Here is a 15914-nt window from a genome sequence, read left to right on the forward strand (position 1 = left end):
CTGGCCATGGCGCGCACGCTGTTCGCAGCGTGTGCGGCCGCGGCCGTGCTCGCCGGATGTGCCACGGGCAGTGACGCCGTCGCGCAGGGCGGCACATTCGAGTTCGTGGCCCCTGGTGGTCAGACCGACATCTTCTACGATCCGCCGCAGGACCGCGGCACGCCCGGGCCGCTCTCGGGACCCGACCTGATGGACACCGACAAGACGCTGTCGCTGTCCGACTTCGACGGCAAGGTCGTCGTGATCAACGTGTGGGGCCAGTGGTGCGGGCCGTGCCGCACCGAGATCACCCAGCTGCAGCAGGTGTACGACGCGACCCGCGACAAAGGGGTGGCGTTCCTCGGAATCGATGTGCGCGACAACAACATCGATGCCCCGCGCGATTTCGTCACCGACCGCGGGATCACGTTTCCGTCCATCTACGACCCGCCGATGCGCACCATGATCGCGTTCGGCGGCCGGTACCCGACGACGGTGATCCCGTCGACGGTGGTGCTCGACCGTCAGCACCGGGTCGCCGCGGTGTTCCTGCGCGAACTGCTGGCCGGGGATCTGCAACCGGTCGTGAAGCGATTGGCGGCCGAGCAGTGAACGTCGACCAGATCGACCAGTTGACCGCCACGGGCCCGCTGCTGCTGGCGATGGGGCTGGCGGCCCTGGCCGGGCTCGTGTCGTTCGCGTCGCCGTGCGTCGTTCCGCTGGTGCCCGGTTATCTGTCGTATCTGGCCGCGGTCGTCGGCGTCGACGACCGGCCCGGGCAGACACAGGTGGCCGTCAAGGGGGCCCGGTTGCGGGTGGCGGGTGCCGCGGGCCTGTTCGTCGCGGGATTCACTGTGGTGTTCCTGCTGGGCACCGTCGCGGTGCTCGGCATGACGACGACGCTGATCAGCAATCAGCTCCTGCTGCAACGCATCGGTGGCGTGGTGACCATCCTGATGGGCCTGGTGTTCATCGGGTTGGTGCCGGTGCTGCAGCGCGACACCCGGTTCACGCCGCGTCGCCTCTCGACACTGGGCGGTGCGCCGCTGCTGGGCGCGGTGTTCGCCCTGGGGTGGACACCGTGTTTGGGACCCACGCTGACGGGCGTGATCGCCGTGGCGTCGGCGACCGAGGGCAGCAACGTCGCCCGCGGTGCGGTTCTGGTGATCGCCTACTGCCTGGGGCTCGGGATTCCGTTCGTGCTGCTCGCCTTCGGCTCGGCGCGTGCGGTCGCGGGGCTGGGTTGGCTGCGCCGCAACACCCGCACCATCCAGATCTTCGGCGGCGTGCTGATGATCCTGGTCGGCGCCGCGCTGGTCACCGGGCTGTGGAACGACTTCGTGTCCTGGGTGCGCGACGCGTTCGTCAGCGACGTCAGGCTGCCGATCTGATGGTCACCACCCCACCGCGGGCCGACACGAACTCGCCCGACACGCGCCCGGCACGCCCGATGTCGCGTCTGCTCGCGCTCGTCCGGAACACCTGGCGCACGCTGACGTCGATGGGCACCGCGCTGGTGCTGCTCTTTCTGCTCGCCCTCGCCGCCATTCCGGGCGCGCTGTTGCCGCAGCGCAGCCTGAACGAGACCAAGGTCGCCGAGTACCTCGCCGAGCACCCGACGCTGGGCCCGTGGCTGGACCGGGTGCAGGCCTTCGACGTGTTCTCCAGCTACTGGTTCACCGCGATCTACGTGCTGCTGTTCATCTCGCTGGTGGGCTGCCTGACCCCTCGGCTGTTCGAGCATTTCCGGAGCCTGCGCGCCACCCCCGTGGCCGCACCGCGCAATCTGAGCCGGCTGCCCAAACACCACGCCGCCGAGGTGCCCGGAGACGTCGACACTCTGGCCGCGGCCGTCGACGACCGCCTGCGGGGCTGGCGCCGCTTCACCCGCCGCGACGGCGAGACCGCCGAGATCTCTGCCGAGAAGGGCTATCTGCGCGAGTTCGGCAACATCGTCTTCCACTTCTCGCTGCTCGGGCTGCTCGTCGCGATCGCCGCGGGCAAGCTGTTCAGCTACGAGGGCAACGTCATCGTCATCGCCGACGGGGGCCCAGGCTTCTGCACGGCCTCGCCCGCGGCGTTCGACTCGTTCCGCGCGGGCAACACCGTGGACGGGACGTCGTTGTACCCGATGTGTCTGCGCGTCAACGACTTCGACGCCACCTATTTGGAGAACGGCCAGGCGGTCGGTTTCCAGGCCAACATCGACTACCAGGCCGGCGACGACCTCAGCACCGACACATGGCGCCCGTACCTGCTGAAGGTCAACGAACCGCTGCGCGTCGCCGGCGACCGCGTCTACCTGCAGGGCCACGGATATGCGCCGACGTTCACCGTGACGTTCCCGGACGGCCAGACGCGCACGCAGACCCTGCAGTGGCGCCCCGACGACCAGATCACGTTCCTGTCGTCGGGCGCGATGCGCTTCGATCCTCCCGGCGGCACCTACAGCGACGAGCGGGAGCGTCGCCGCAACCAGATCGCGATCCAGGGTCTGTTCGCCCCGACGGCCCAGCTCGACGGAGTGCTGCTGTCCTCCCGGTTCCCGGAGATGCAGGACCCGGCGGTGGCCGTCGACATCTACAGGGGCGACACCGGCCTCGACACCGGACGACCCCAGTCGGTGTTCTCACTCGACGAGCGGATGATCGGCCAGGGCCGCCTGACGAAGATGGCGCGGGTGAACCTCAAGGCCGGCGAGGACACCAGGCTCGAGGACGGCACCGTGGTGCGTTTCGACGGCGCGACCCCGTTCGTCAACCTGCAGGTGTCGCACGACCCCGCCCAGATCTGGGTGCTGGTGTTCTCGATGACGATGATGGCCGGACTGCTGGTGTCCCTGATCGTGCGCCGGCGCCGAGTCTGGGTGCGACTTGCGCCGGGACCTGCGGGTACCGTGAACGTCGAGCTGGGCGGCCTGGCCCGCACCGACAACTCTGGGTGGGGTGACGAGTTCGAGCGCCTCACGGGGCGGCTGCTCGCTACGGTCGAGACGGCCCCGACGCGCACCGACCCGACGCACGCAGCGCCGACGGAAGCAGAGAAGAAAGCGGATCACGCATGAGCGAAGCTTGCGAGCGAATGAGGTACCGATGAGCACGACCATCGACATCGGTTTGGCCCGCTACTCCGACTGGGCGTTCACGTCGTCGGTCTTGGTGCTGGTCGCCGCGCTGTTGCTGTTCGCCGTGGAGCTGGCCTACAGCCGCAGCCGCAAGGTCGAGAGCCGGGAACTCGTCGGCGCCGCGTCGGCGGGTGTGACTCGCGACAGCGCCGCCCCGGGAATCGTCGCCGACGCCCCGCGCCGCCCGTTCGACGAGCGGCTCGGTTCGGCGGGCATGGCGCTCACCTATGTCGGGATCGCCCTGCTGCTGGCCTGCATCGTGCTGCGCGGGCTGTCCACCTCGCGCGTGCCGTGGGGCAACATGTACGAGTTCATCAACCTGACCTCGCTGTGCGGTCTGGTGGCCGCGGCGTGGGTTCTGCGCAAGCCGCAGTACCGCTCCCTGTGGGTGTTCGTCCTCGTGCCCGTGCTGATCCTGCTGACGGTGTCGGGCAAGTGGCTGTACTCGCACGCCGCGCCGGTGATGCCCGCGCTGCAGTCGTACTGGCTGCCCATCCATGTGTCGGTCGTCAGCCTGGGCTCCGGGGTGTTCCTGGTCGCCGGGGTGGCCAGCATCCTGTTCCTGGTGAAGATGTCGCGGCTGGGGGACCCCGAGCGCACCGATGCGGTCGGACGCGTCGTGGCGAAGCTTCCCGACGCTCAGACCCTCGACCGGATTGCCTACCGCACAACGATCTTCGCGTTCCCCATCTTCGGTTTCGGCGTCATCTTCGGTGCGATCTGGGCCGAGGAGGCGTGGGGCCGCTACTGGGGCTGGGATCCCAAGGAGACGGTGTCGTTCATCGCGTGGGTCGTCTACGCCGCCTATCTGCACGCGCGTTCGACGGCCGGGTGGCGGGACAGGAAGGCGGCGTGGATCAACATCGCGGGCTTCGTCGCCATGGTGTTCAATCTGTTCTTCATCAACCTGGTGACGGTGGGCCTGCACTCGTATGCAGGCGTCGGCTGAGCCGACCCATGAGCCAGAGTCGGCTGAGCCAACAGGACCAGACGAGTCGGCTGAGAGGACTGTGACTGTTGTCTGACGTGCCGGGCGGATTTCGGGCACAGCAACGGTTTTCCGACCCCATGGCGCCGGTGCCCGCCGAATGGACGGCCCCGACGCCACCGGAGGGCACGCCTCCCGTCGCGTCCGTCGCATCGACCGCCGAACCCGCCCCGTACCTGGACCTGTCGACGGTCGCGCTACTGAAGTCGGCGTCCAAGGCTCCGTCGGCGGGCTGGCGCAAGGCGGTCTATCTCGCGTCGGGGCGGCTGATCAACCCCGGGGAGAGCCCGAAGGTCGTCCGGCACGAGGCGCTGGTCGCGAGGGTGCAGCGCCCGCTACGGGGTTGCTACCGGATCGCGATGCTGTCGCAGAAGGGTGGGGTCGGCAAGACGACGATCACCGCGACGCTGGGAGCGACGTTCGCCACGACACGAAGCGACCGGGTGATCGCGGTGGACGCCAACCCCGATCGGGGGACGCTGAGTCAGAAGGTACCTCTGGAGACGCCGGCGACGGTGCGTCATCTGCTGCGCGATGCCGAGGGCATCTCGGCCTACAGCGCTGTCCGCCAGTACACGTCGCAGGGTCCGAGCCGCCTGGAAGTACTCGCGTCGGAGAGCGATCCGGCGGTGTCGGAGGCCTTCTCCGCGGCCGACTACACCCGGGCGGTCGAGGTCCTCGAACGTTTCTACAGCGTGGTCCTGACCGACTGCGGTACGGGCATGCTGCACTCGGCGATGTCGGGGGTGCTCGATAAGGCTGATGTGCTCGTGGTGATCAGCTCCGGGTCGGTCGACGGCGCGCGCAGCGCGTCCGCGACGCTCGACTGGCTCGACGCGCATGGCCGCGACGATCTCGTGCGCAACTCGATCGCGGTGATCAACGGGGTCCGCCCCCGCTCCGGACGAGGCGGGACGAAGGTCGATCTCACCAAGGTCGTCGACCACTTCACGCGCCGGTGCCGCGCCGTCTGCCAGGTGCCGTTCGATCCGCATCTGGAGGAGGGCGCCGAGATCAGCCTCGATCGGCTGCGTCCTGAGACCCGAGAGTCGTTGCTGGAGTTGGCCGCAACGGTGGCCGACGGTTTCCCCGGCGGCCCGCGGGCAGTGGACCCGATCGACTGACGGTCGGGCCTTACGCGCTCACCTCGGGGTCAGGACCGCGGGTGGTCGTCGCGCGGGTTGATCCGTCGCAGGAAGTCTGGATCGTCGTCGGGCCCGATCGTCCGGGGACGCGGCTTGTTCGCGTTCATCCGGATCATCCGCCAGCCGACGTAGACCAGTGCTGCTACGACAAGAATCAGGAGCAAATACGCCACTCAAAACCTCCTTCCTGTCAATATACGCGTCATCGGTAGGCTCGGATTCGTGTCTGACGACCCCCGGCCCGGAACTCGGCCGTACCTCGACGTGCTCGCCTATGTCGGGGCCCGGCTGGCGCTCGTTGCGGTGATGACAGCACTGATTCTCGGCGTCGGCCACGTGATCGGGATTCGCGAATTCCCTGTCGTCGTGGCTTTGCTGTTCGCCATCGTGATCGCCCTGCCGTTGGGCATCTGGTTGTTCAGCCCGCTGCGTCGTCGCGCGACGGCGAGCATGGCCGCGATGGACGCCCGTCGTCGCCGCGACCGCGAACAGCTGCAGGCGCGGCTGCGCGGAGACGACGGCGGTACGGCTTCCCGTAGCGCCGACGGGGACGACGCCGCACGCTGACCCATCGCGGTCCGGCCCGCCTCTTTTCGCATTCTGTCGGCTTAGCTGAGGTGTGTGCTGGGTAACAGTTAAGGCATGAACAACTCCCAGGTCATAGCTCGTTCGCGGGGGCTGCCGAACCACAGGGGTATCAGTAGCCCCAGGAATGCGGTCGGCCAGCGGCTCTACCGGCGCTGGATGAACGAACTGTGGGCCGGCCGGCGCATCGCCGACGAACTCGTATCGCCCGATTTCGTCGGACATTGGCCCACCCGCGACGTGCGAGGTCCCGCCGAATTGCAGAGCGAGATCGACCGGACCCGCATGGCGTTCAAGGAACTGGTCTTCGTGTTGGAGGTCGGTCCGATGTTCGACGGGGACCTGATGGCCGCGCGGTGGATTGCTACCGGCTCAGGCAAGGACGGGCCCGCCCGATTCACCGGAAACGATCTCTTACGGATCTCTGACGGCAAGATCGTCGAGTTCTGGACGGGCGCTTCGCGGGCCTAACCCGCGGCGTCGCGCAGTACTTGCCGCAACGCCTCGAGCGGGTCTCCGCCGACGTCGAGCTGTCGGAGATCGGGCGTCTGATCGGCGTCGGGCACGGAGGCCGGGGGCGCGGACGGTGTGGCGGCGGCAGGCGGCGGCGGGGACGGTGGTGCGAGGGGTGCCACCGTCCCCAGGCTCTGAAGCTTCGCCAGAACGCGAGCCTGGGCGTCCTGGCGCACGGCCTTGCGCTGCGGGTCGGGGTCGGCATTGCCGGCAAAGCACGATTCCGGCGCGTCGGCGATCACGGTCAGCGCGCTCTCATAGCGCTCGCGCGCTTGATCGAGGCGCGCCTCCCAGGCGTCGATGTCACCCTGACGCTCTCTGACCAATTGGAGGTTGACCCGGACGGGGCACGACTGTGCTGCGTCGGTGTGCGAGAGGGCGCTGGTGAACTCGGCGTCGGCGTCGTCGAGTCGGTCCTCCAGGACGGCCAGCCCGCCGGCGGCGATGTGGGCGTTGGCGGGCTGGACCACGTTGAGCACCTTGAGCATCGACACGTCGTCGCGGAGCGCACCGATGTCCCCGGCGGCGAAGTGTTCCTGTGCCGAATTCCCCAGGACGACGACCGAGATCAGCTTCACCGCCAGGGCGACGGCGAGAGCGACGGGTAGGGCCGAGAGCAGGAGCAGGCGTCGGCGCAGTCGCGTGCGGGCCGGTGCGCGCCTCATGAGAGCACCTCGCGACGGGTCGCGTTCGCGCGGCGCAGATCCCGTGCGGTGAGGAAGATCTCGCCGAGAAGCAGCAGCGAGGCCAGCACGGCGAATATCCAGTACAGCTCCACGCGCCGGGCGGGCTCGGCGCCCAGGGAGGCGTCAGGCTGCCCGGACGCGGCGTCCGCATTGACCGGCAGCTCCCCGGCGGGACGGCTGACATAGGGCAGGCCGAGCTGGCCGGCGATGCCGCGCAGGGTCGCCTCCCCGGGGCCGTAACCGAGGACTGCTCCACCGTCGACTGCAGGGGTGTCGAAGACGCCCTGGGTCAGGGTGGATTCGGGAGCTCCCGAGCCGAGGTAGTACACGATGTTCGGCGCCTGGGGAAACTGCTGACCGGCCGAGATCAACTGATAGCGGAGCACGTTGGCTGCTGCCGCGGCGTTGACCTCCCTGCTGTCCGCCCCCGGGTAGGGATTGAGGGCGTCGACGACGGGCTGCAGGCTCCACGCGTCCGCCGACAGCGGCCAGTCGATGGCCGGGCGGGAGGCGAAAGCGATGACGGCGAACCGTGCGCCGGGGTTGGCGTCGATGAGCGTCTGCATGTCGTCGCGCATGGCCGCCATCCGCGGTGCCCCGTTGACGTCGGGGATCGCCGAGTCGGCGGAGCGGTCGACGACGAAGTAGACGTTGGCCCCCGACAGCGACTGCTGCGCCTGCGGGGTTTCGGCTGCCGAACCGGTGACCGGGCGGACCGCAGCCAGCAGCACGAGAAGCATCGCGCCGGTGGTGAGACACCAGCGCAGGACGGCGCGGCGCCCGGTGGTCGCGGCGAGCCGGAGCGCCACCGCGCGCAGCACGAGCAACGCCGCGGCGGCGACGGCGAGAACGGCGATCGGCAGCACCGGGTCGAAGGTCATCGCCGCACCGCCAGCAGAGAGACGCCCAGCAGCGCCGACAGTGCCAGCGCGGCAAGCACATACACGGTGGGTGCGTCCTCTCGAGTGTCGACCCGGTCGCCGGGGGCCGTGGGCGCTTCGGCCCGGATCGTGTCGAGCTGACGGTCCGTCTGGGCCGGATCGAACCGGAAGAACCGTCCGCCGGTCGCGTTCGTGGCCGCGCTCAGCGAGTCGGTGTCGCGGCCCGCGGTGGCGATCGCGTTGATCTGCACACCGGCGCGCTGCGCCATTTCGGTGGCCTGCGCGTCGGTGTACAGGGACGGCCGGGTGTCGCCGGGCGGTCGCAGCGCGCCCGGGCCCACGTAGATCAGGGATCGCCGGGTGTCCCCGGTGGTCTCGAATCCGGGAAAACCGGTGAGACACAACGCCAACGCGTCGGCGACGGTGGGGGAGTAGCCGTCGTACTCCACCGCAGCGGTGAAGACGGGGGCGGCGGGTGCGTTGCGGGCGTAGTCGGCGAGACGTCCGGCGGCGAACTGGTAGTCCCGGGTCATCGGCACCAGCCGCCGATTCAGCGACGTCAGCCCGATCCGTTCGGAGCCGTAGGTCGTCGCCTGGCGCGCGAAGTAGCCGAGGAACTTGGTGGTCGCCGCGTCGTCGACAGGGGCCCCGACACACAGCATGATGTCGTCGCGCGGGGCGGATTCGTCGGCGTCGGCGAACGTTCCGCTGGGCCGGGCGCCGACGAGGGCCGTCGCGATGCACAGGAGGACCAGCAGGCCCAGTGCCACCGCGGCGGCCCGCGTCTGCCTGCGCACCACGGCCCGGTATTCAGGCAGGCGGGTTAGCCTCGCCGTGTTGGCCAAGGGCACTTGCCGATCCTGTCGACCCTTGACCGGCAGCAGCACCGCGACCGCGATCACCAGGATCACAGCACCGACACCCGCCGCGGCGACCGGCCACCATGTCAGCTCCACGAGCGGATCAACTCTTCGGTGTCGTCGCCCAGCCGGCCGACGTCGGCGTCGGAGGTCCTGTCGAACTGCGCGCTGCCCAGTGCCTCCAGAAGCGGTGCGGCGGGCGCGAGTTCACTGGCAGCGATCGCGCGCACCTGCATGTACTGCGCCCGGGTACCCGTGGCCTGGTGCAGGAAGCTGCGCAGCGTGCAACTCAGCGCGGCGCCGGCCTGCTCGGCCGACAGTTCGCCGTCGCGATGCCGCCGCGTGATGTCCTTGACCGTCCTGGCGAAGCGGTGTCGCAGGAGCCTGCCGTGCAGGTCGTCGACACCCGGCAGCCGACGCAGGCGCTCCGACGGCATGGTCGCGACGATCACGGTGGCGAACCAGACGATGACCAGCAGCAGGATCGCCAATCCGAGCCACAGCCAGGCCGAGGAGTATCCCGGTGGGCCGCCGACGAATTCGAGGAGATCATCCGGCACGTGACCACACCCGCGTCATGTCGGTCAGTGCCCGCCGGATCTGGCCCGATCCGGACACCGACGTGTGGGGGACGGCCCGGTCCGCCATCAGTTCCTCGAGGCGGCGCATCCGTCGCTCCTCGGCACGCTGATATGCGGCGACCACACGCGGATCGACCGACGCCGGTCCCAGCACGGGCCGCCCGGTGGCCACGTCATAGCCGCCGTCGGCCACTCCGGCTGCGGGCATGTCGGCGATCATCGCCCACAGAACGTCGTGACGGGATGTCAGCCTCGCCAGTGCCTCCTCGACCCGGTTGTCGGGTTCGGGTTCGTCGGACACCACCACGATGAGCATCGAATGGCGGTAATGGCTTGCCACATAGGTCAATTGGCAGACGATGTCGCTCGGACCGTGGCGACCGGCATGGCTCTGGTAGCTCTGCAGCATGCTTTCGATGTGGTTCTCGCCCCGGCTCTGCCGTACCCGTAGGCTGCCGCGGGCGTCCCCGTACACCATGCCGATCTCGTCGGCGCGACCCAGCGTGATAAGCCCGACCGCACCCAGGATGTGCATGGCGATCTCGCATTTGGTCTGTCCGCCGGGGGAGATGCCGACCATGTTCCGGCCCGCGTCGGCGACGAGCAGGATCTTGTGGTGCTTCTCGGAGACGAACCGCTTGATCAGCACACTGCCGGAACGCGCGGAGGCCTTCCAGTCGATGTCGCGCACGTCGTCGCCCGGTACGTAGGGGCGGAGCTCATCGAATTCCAGTGTGCGCGTATGCAACAGCGAGTGCCGTCCGCCGTCGAGTAGCCCCCGGGTGTCGGTGCCGAAATGTGCTCTGGCTCGATTGAGGTGTTTTCCCACTGTGGCCGCCGCTCAGGGGACCCGGACCGCCTGCAGCACGGCGTCGATCACCCTGCCCGGGGTGACGCCCGCGCTGGCGGCCTCGAAGCCGAGGATGAGGCGGTGCTGCAGGACGCGGTGTGCCAGATCGGCGATGTCGCTGGGGATCACGTGGTTGCGGCCGGACAGCAGAGCCAGCGCGCGGGCGGCCGTGCACAGCGCGATCGTCGCGCGCGGGCTGGCGCCGTACTCGATCATCCTGGCCAGCTGGCTGGGCAGGTGGCTGCCCGGCTCCCGCGTGACGCCGACGAGACGGCTGGCGTACAGCATCAGATCGCGGCTCATGTAGATCTCGCGGGCGGCCCGTTGGAGGCGCCGGATGTCGTCGAGGGTGGCCACCGGCCGGCTGGGGTGGCTCTTGTCGAACAGGCCCGCGTCGAGGCGTGCGAGCACCTCGACCTCCTGTTCGGGGGTCGGATAGCGGACGATCTCCTTGAGCAGGAACCGGTCGGTCTGCGCCTCCGACAGCGCGTAGGTGCCTTCCTGGTCGACGGGGTTCTGCGTCGCGATCACCAGGAACGGTTCCGGGATGGGATAGATGGTGCCGGCGATGGTGGTCTGACGTTCCTCCATCGCTTCGAGCATCGCGCTCTGGGTCTTCGCGCTGGAGCGGTTGATCTCGTCGAGCAGCACCACGTTGGCATGCACGGGACCTAGCTGGGTGACGAAGGAGGTGGTCGCCGCGTCGTAGACCTGGGTGCCGATGATGTCGCTGGGAAGCAGGTCCGGCGTGCACTGGATGCGCCGGAACTGCCCGTCGATGGATTCGGCGACGACGCGCGCGGCGGTGGTCTTGGCCAGCCCCGGCACGCTCTCCAGCAGGATGTGCCCGCCGGTCAGCAGGCCGATGAGCAGCGTTTCCCGCAGGTGTTCCTGCCCGACCACCTTGGCCGAGAACGCGGCGGACAGCGCCGCGACCACGCGCTGCGCCTCGCGGGCGTCGTCGGACTCTCGGGGCATCGGGGCAGCAGTCATCCCGCTGCATGTACCACGCCGATCCCGGGCGCAAACCGGATCGAATCGGCGCCGGACGGCGGCCCCCGCCGGATTAGCCTGGTAGACGTGGCCGAGGGGGTCTCCGAACATTTCAGCGACGACGGTCGGGCGGCGATCGCCGCGGCGGGCGAGGTGGCGCGGGAGACGCGGTCCACTGAAATAACCTCGGAGCACTTCTCGCCGGCCTGCTCCGTCACGCCGGGGACGACCTGACCGACCTGCTCGTTCCGTACGCCCTGACGGCCGAAACCGCGCGGCGACGCGTTGTTCCCGGCAGGCCCGGCGACCACGCGGTCAGCACGCCCTCCTTCTCGGCGCGGGTGAAGGAGGTCTTGAGCATCGCCAACTCCCAGGCACAGCATCATGACGGCCGGATCGGCAGCGCGACGCTGTTCCTCGCGCTGATGATGCGCCGCGACAGCTCGGTCCTGGCTTACCTGCGCACCCCGGAGGAAATTGAAGACCTCACCACGGCGGCGTGGCAGCTGGCGGAGCGTTAGCCGAAGCTCAGCGCGGCGGCGACCGCGACCGCCCACACCAGCATCGTCAGCCCGGTGTCCTTGAGCACCGGGATCAGCTCCCGGCCGCCGAGTCCGCCTCGCACCGGTGTGGCGGCCCGCACCGCCAGGGGCAGAGCCACCAGCCCGACCGCGCACCACGGCGTCGCGAGCATCAGCACCAGGGTCAGCGCGAACGCCACCACGAGCAGCGCCTGGAACATCACCCTCGTCTTGGCGTCGCCGAGCCGCACCGCCAGCGTGATCTTGTTCGACTGGGCGTCGGTGGGGATGTCGCGCAGGTTGTTGGCCACCAGCACCGCCGACGACAGGCACCCGGTCGCGACCGCGAGTGTGACGCCGACCCAGTCCACCCGCAGCGCCTGCGTGAACTGTGTGCCGAGCACCGCGACCAGTCCGAAGAACACGAACACCGCGACCTCGCCGAGACCGAGATAGCCATATGGCTTCGAGCCGCCGGTGTACAGCCACGCCCCGGCGATGCAGGCCGCGCCGACGGCAATCAGCCACGGCGCGGAGAACCACGCGAGCACGAGGCCCGCGGCGGCACCGACGGCAAGACTGACGATGGCCGCGGCCAACACCGACTTCGGCGCCGCGAGCTTCGACCCGACCAGGCGCAGGGGCCCGGACCGGACGTCGTCGGTGCCGCGGATGCCGTCGGAGTAGTCGTTGGCGTAGTTGACGCCGACGATCATCCCGACGGCGACGAGCAGGGCGAGCAGTGCCCGCCACCACGACGCGGCGTCCAGCCAGGCCGCGGCGCCGGTCCCGGCGATCACGGGGGCGACCGCGTTGGGCAGCGTGCGGGGACGCGCCCCCTCTACCCACTGCGCGAAACTGGCCACGATGGCCAGTCTTGCAGGTCCCGGCCGTGGCAGACTGGGCGCATGGACGACCGGCTGAGCAAGGGCGAGATCGGCAAGGACGCGGTTCAGGAGATCGTCGCGGCCGGAGCATCCGCCGTCGGCGAGGTGGCCACGATCATCACGGGCGCGGTCAAGGACGTCGCGAACGCAGTCGGTGGATTCGCCACCGACGTGTTCGAGATCCGCGACGGCGCCCGGAAGGCGTCCCAGCAGCATCTGGACGAGGACGACATCGCCGACTAGGCACCCGGGCGCGGGCCTCTGGACGCACCGATTCCCCACACCTTCTCGCGAGTTGTGCTGCGTGCGTAGGCATCCGGTGCGGCGGTGTCGCCGCGGACCTTGACGGAGCCCCAGTCCACCTCGGGGTGGCCGGCCAACCTGCTCGGTATCTCGTTGAGCGGGACGAAGGCGTCGAGTCCCGCGAAGACCCCGCCGACGTCCTCGTCGCGGTCCTCGGTCAGCCACGGCCGCGGGGAGTCGATCACGGTCTGCGGGGTTTGTGCCACGCCGGCCGAGACGGTGGGGATGTCGTGCACGCAGGGGAACAGGAAGGCCTGCGGCCAGCTGACCAGTACCGGACCGTTGCCGGCCAGGAAGCTGTTGAGCGGCACGATGGTGCGCAGTCGCGGGCCGGTGAACGCCAGCCAGCCTGCGTCGTCGGTGCGGCCGTCGACCGCGCGGACCCTCACCCGGTCGGCGCCCGCGGGTGCGTCGACGGCATCGACGCCCACCGACCTCCACAGCGGGTGCGCGGGGTCCTCGTCGACGGCGGGGCGGTCCACCGGCGCCACTGCGCCGAGCACCTCGACCCCGGCGCCGTCGAACCTGCCGAACTCCAGCTCCAATACGTTCGCTCCTGACGTGCGGCCCGAAACCGAGAGCGCCACACCGCTTTCCGTTGACAATGGCGGGAGGGTGAACCACTGCGTGGTGATCTCGCCGGTCGTCTGCGCGTCGGGGGTGCGGCTGCCCCACACGAAGGTGGAGGCGCCGGTGCCCGGCGGGTCTGGCGGCGGCGCGATGGGGAGGTAGCCGCCCTGGCCGGTGAAGCCGGAGGACCCGCCGCCGGGTTCTGCCGCCGCAAGGATCGGTCCGTCGGGGAGCAGCTCGATGTCGTCGGCGAGTCCGCACACCCTGGTCCCGGTGAGCCGCTCGGCGTTGATCAACGCCAGCGACCCGGCGCTGCGGCGCAGCGGCGCCGCTGCGAACGTGCCCGCGAGCACGCACAGCGAGATGCCGACCGCGACCACGGTGACCACGGCGGGCGACAGCGCGCACACCTGCGCACGTCGGAAGCGCCGGGCGGGGAGCACCGTGAGCCCGCCCGCGGCGAGGACGCCGGCCCACAGGAGCGGGCTGTCCAGCGGCACCCCGGCCGGGCGGATCGGTCCGGTTGCCCACGGCAGGTCGTAGACCGCGGGCAGCCACCACGCGTTCGGGCCGGCGAAAGCCAGCGCGGCCGTGGCGGCGAGCAGCGCCGAGCCGGCCACACCCACCATCGCGACGCGGCGGTCGGGGGCCCGCGCGCGCCGCACCAGCAGCACGACGGACAGGGTCGAGAACGACGTGAAGACCCCGGCCAGGGCTCCGAGGTGATACGACCATTTCGACGGGCCCGCGGCGAGCAGAAGCAGAGCGACGACCACGACGGCGCCCATCCGCAGGGCGGCCAGGCCGATCCGGTCCCGGTCGGCCCGGCGCAACGTCAACGCGCCGACGATCGGCAGCAGCGCGACGCCGATCAGCACCGGCAGGCGCTTGGCGAAGCTGCCCTGCTGGTCGGGCTGCAGCAGGTGCTCGTAGCGCGTGGGTTCCTCGTACCACGGCAACGCCGGCCCGAAGGTGGTGTGCCAGTCGGTCGCGGTGACGAGAGAATCCCAGGTCTGGTCTCCGAAGATGACGGTAAGCCCAACGGCGCCAACACAACTCACCAGGGCGGCGGTCACCGCGCCGCTGCCCGTCCGGCGCGCCGCGCGGATCAGCCGCGGCGCCAGGACGATCATCGGGGCGACGACGAGCACGCCGTTGGGACTGACAGGGACGGTCAGGGCGGCAACGAGTGCCAGCAACCCGAGGTCGGCACCGTCGCGGGCACGCCACGCCAGCGCCAGGCTCGCGGCCACGCCGAGCGCGACGTAGGACTCCGGTCGCGTGCCGAGATTGAACGGCAGCCACGCGGCGAGGAAGAACGCCGCGGCGACGGTGCGCACCCGCGCGGTCGTCGCCACGCCGGGAAGGGCGCCCCCCAGCACGCCGCGGCTCACGACGAACCAGGTCGCCAGTGCAGCCAGGGTGCCGGGCAGCCGCAGCCACAGCGGGGCGATGCTGAGCTGCGTCAGCGGTGCGAGCAACTGCTGGCTGAAAGCGAACGGCACCTCGGCGGCATCCCACCACCGGTAGTAGTTGCCCGGGTTCCCCGTCGCGGCGACGTTGCGCGCGATCATCGTGGCCCAGCCGTCGTCGACCGCCAGGGGTCCGATCACGGCCCAGCCGGCGAGCGTCGCCGCGACCGCGACGTCGATCCACCACGCCCGCCGCCAACGCCAACGCCAACGCCAGGGCCGGGCTCGGCGGACCGGCGGTGCGCGGCCGCGGAACAGGAGCAGGAGCGCTACGCCGGCCGCGAACAGTTGGATCACCACGAGGGCGCCCTTGAGCACCGTCGGGGTCGTCGCGAACGGACCCGAGACGACGACCGTGGCCGAAAGTCCCGACGTCTGGCCTGCGCCGAGGTCGGTGTGGAAGCCGGCGACCCGGGGTGCGGGCGCGCCGGCCCACAGCGTGACCCGCCCGTCGGCTTCGAGGATCGTCACCCCGTCGGTCGCCGAGTCGACACGCACCTGGCAGTCTCGCGGCGCGGCCGGGATGTCCAGCTGTTCCTCGCGGTCACCGAGGCGCAGTCGCACCTGCCCTCGCGACGCGGTGATCGTGAGGCCGGTGTCCTGCGGCGCGGTGGCGAACAGCGTCGTCGGTGCGGGCCGGGTGGCGCCGGCCCTCAGGACCGAACAGGGGATCGACACCGTCAGCGCGGCCGGGATGTCCGGGGCCAGGAGGGTGGTGCTCGACGTCGCGGGACGCCCCGGTGCGGGCCACGTCAGCGTCGTGGTCTCGGTGAGCACCGGCGCGAACGGCAGCGCCAACGCCGTCAACACACCCGTGAGACCGACGAGGAGGGCGATCCAGGTGTGGCGTCGTGACGTGGCGGTACGCATAGGGTCGCCCGCCAGCGTGCCCACAGCACACGCCGCGTGGGGCTTGGCCTCGCAGGACGTCACCGCACCGTCACCGGCGGCCGAGGGCCGGGATGCACCACAATGG

19 protein-coding genes are annotated in these 15914 nt (G+C 70.1%); 10 read left to right on the forward strand and 9 right to left on the reverse strand.

Annotation, left to right across the window (positions count from 1 at the left end):
* Positions 1-6: 6 nt before the first annotated feature.
* The 5 genes from FHR72_RS04670 to FHR72_RS04690 all read left to right on the forward strand — a co-directional run bounded on the left by FHR72_RS04670 (position 7) and on the right by FHR72_RS04690 (position 5215).
* A complete protein-coding gene (locus FHR72_RS04670) occupies positions 7-591 on the forward strand; it encodes a TlpA disulfide reductase family protein (RefSeq protein ID WP_221193056.1) in 585 nt (194 codons plus the stop codon).
* Complete coding sequence (locus FHR72_RS04675; protein ID WP_183466772.1) at positions 588-1370, forward strand: cytochrome c biogenesis CcdA family protein; 783 nt, start codon at positions 588-590, stop codon at positions 1368-1370. The genes FHR72_RS04670 and FHR72_RS04675 overlap by 4 nt, the downstream gene beginning before the upstream one ends.
* Complete coding sequence (gene resB / locus FHR72_RS04680) at positions 1370-3043, forward strand: cytochrome c biogenesis protein ResB (protein WP_183466773.1); 1674 nt, start codon at positions 1370-1372, stop codon at positions 3041-3043. The genes FHR72_RS04675 and resB overlap by 1 nt, the downstream gene beginning before the upstream one ends.
* A gap of 28 nt (positions 3044-3071) precedes the next feature.
* The gene (gene ccsB, locus FHR72_RS04685; RefSeq protein ID WP_183466774.1) at positions 3072-4052 is read left to right on the forward strand and encodes a c-type cytochrome biogenesis protein CcsB; all 981 of its coding nucleotides are present in this window, start codon (positions 3072-3074) and stop codon (positions 4050-4052) included.
* 119 nt (positions 4053-4171) lie between these two features.
* Positions 4172-5215 carry a MinD/ParA family ATP-binding protein gene (locus FHR72_RS04690; RefSeq protein ID WP_183466775.1) on the forward strand — a complete coding sequence of 348 codons (1044 nt, stop codon included), beginning with the start codon at positions 4172-4174 and terminating at the stop codon, positions 5213-5215.
* 29 nt (positions 5216-5244) lie between these two features.
* Here FHR72_RS04690 and FHR72_RS04695 read toward each other — a convergent pair whose 3' ends face one another.
* Entirely contained in the window at positions 5245-5409 is a 165-nt protein-coding gene (locus FHR72_RS04695) for a hypothetical protein (RefSeq protein WP_183466776.1), read from the reverse strand.
* Between the two features lie 49 nt (positions 5410-5458).
* On the opposite strand from FHR72_RS04695, the gene FHR72_RS04700 reads away from it, so the two are divergent.
* Together FHR72_RS04700 and FHR72_RS04705 are read left to right on the forward strand one after the other, a co-directional pair.
* Positions 5459-5803, forward strand: a complete 345-nt coding sequence (locus tag FHR72_RS04700) for a DUF4229 domain-containing protein (RefSeq protein ID WP_183466777.1) — start codon at positions 5459-5461, stop codon at positions 5801-5803.
* Positions 5804-5980: 177 nt separating this feature from the next.
* Positions 5981-6292, forward strand: coding sequence for an ester cyclase (locus FHR72_RS04705; protein ID WP_311736055.1), 312 nt, complete (start codon positions 5981-5983; stop codon positions 6290-6292).
* On the opposite strand, the gene FHR72_RS04710 is transcribed toward FHR72_RS04705, so the two are convergent.
* The 6 genes from FHR72_RS04710 to FHR72_RS04735 are packed head-to-tail and all read right to left on the reverse strand — an operon-like array spanning position 6289 to position 11185.
* Positions 6289-6999 (reverse strand): hypothetical protein, encoded by a 711-nt coding sequence (locus FHR72_RS04710; protein ID WP_183466779.1) that lies wholly within the window; start codon positions 6997-6999, stop codon positions 6289-6291. The genes FHR72_RS04705 and FHR72_RS04710 overlap by 4 nt on opposite strands.
* A complete protein-coding gene (locus FHR72_RS04715; protein ID WP_183466780.1) occupies positions 6996-7901 on the reverse strand; it encodes a vWA domain-containing protein in 906 nt (301 codons plus the stop codon). Before FHR72_RS04715 ends, FHR72_RS04710 begins: the two co-directional genes overlap by 4 nt.
* Positions 7898-8857 carry a vWA domain-containing protein gene (locus tag FHR72_RS04720; protein ID WP_183466781.1) on the reverse strand — a complete coding sequence of 320 codons (960 nt, stop codon included), beginning with the start codon at positions 8855-8857 and terminating at the stop codon, positions 7898-7900. The genes FHR72_RS04715 and FHR72_RS04720 overlap by 4 nt, the downstream gene beginning before the upstream one ends.
* Positions 8848-9321, reverse strand: a complete 474-nt coding sequence (locus FHR72_RS04725) for a hypothetical protein (RefSeq protein WP_183466782.1) — start codon at positions 9319-9321, stop codon at positions 8848-8850. The genes FHR72_RS04720 and FHR72_RS04725 overlap by 10 nt, the downstream gene beginning before the upstream one ends.
* Entirely contained in the window at positions 9311-10171 is an 861-nt protein-coding gene (locus FHR72_RS04730; protein WP_183466783.1) for a DUF58 domain-containing protein, read from the reverse strand. Before FHR72_RS04730 ends, FHR72_RS04725 begins: the two co-directional genes overlap by 11 nt.
* Positions 10172-10183: 12 nt before the next feature.
* Positions 10184-11185, reverse strand: coding sequence for an AAA family ATPase (locus FHR72_RS04735; protein WP_183466784.1), 1002 nt, complete (start codon positions 11183-11185; stop codon positions 10184-10186).
* A gap of 87 nt (positions 11186-11272) precedes the next feature.
* Here FHR72_RS04735 and FHR72_RS04740 point away from each other — a divergent pair, with 87 nt between their 5' ends.
* A complete protein-coding gene (locus FHR72_RS04740) occupies positions 11273-11419 on the forward strand; it encodes a hypothetical protein (protein ID WP_183466785.1) in 147 nt (48 codons plus the stop codon).
* Between the two features lie 119 nt (positions 11420-11538).
* Positions 11539-11706 carry a hypothetical protein gene (locus tag FHR72_RS04745; protein WP_183466786.1) on the forward strand — a complete coding sequence of 56 codons (168 nt, stop codon included), beginning with the start codon at positions 11539-11541 and terminating at the stop codon, positions 11704-11706.
* Here the strand turns inward: FHR72_RS04745 and FHR72_RS04750 are convergent.
* The gene (locus FHR72_RS04750; protein WP_183466787.1) at positions 11703-12572 is read right to left on the reverse strand and encodes a 1,4-dihydroxy-2-naphthoate polyprenyltransferase; all 870 of its coding nucleotides are present in this window, start codon (positions 12570-12572) and stop codon (positions 11703-11705) included. The two genes, FHR72_RS04745 and FHR72_RS04750, sit on opposite strands and share 4 nt — an antisense overlap.
* Before the next feature lie 42 nt (positions 12573-12614).
* Here FHR72_RS04750 and FHR72_RS04755 point away from each other — a divergent pair, with 42 nt between their 5' ends.
* Positions 12615-12836 carry a hypothetical protein gene (locus FHR72_RS04755; protein ID WP_183466788.1) on the forward strand — a complete coding sequence of 74 codons (222 nt, stop codon included), beginning with the start codon at positions 12615-12617 and terminating at the stop codon, positions 12834-12836.
* Here the strand turns inward: FHR72_RS04755 and FHR72_RS04760 are convergent.
* Positions 12833-15871 carry an arabinosyltransferase domain-containing protein gene (locus FHR72_RS04760; protein WP_183466789.1) on the reverse strand — a complete coding sequence of 1013 codons (3039 nt, stop codon included), beginning with the start codon at positions 15869-15871 and terminating at the stop codon, positions 12833-12835. The two genes, FHR72_RS04755 and FHR72_RS04760, sit on opposite strands and share 4 nt — an antisense overlap.
* Positions 15872-15914 lie beyond the last annotated feature (43 nt).

It is taken from the genome of Mycolicibacterium iranicum (genome assembly GCF_014190915.1).
Classification (GTDB): Bacteria; Actinomycetota; Actinomycetes; order Mycobacteriales; family Mycobacteriaceae; genus Mycobacterium; species Mycobacterium iranicum_B.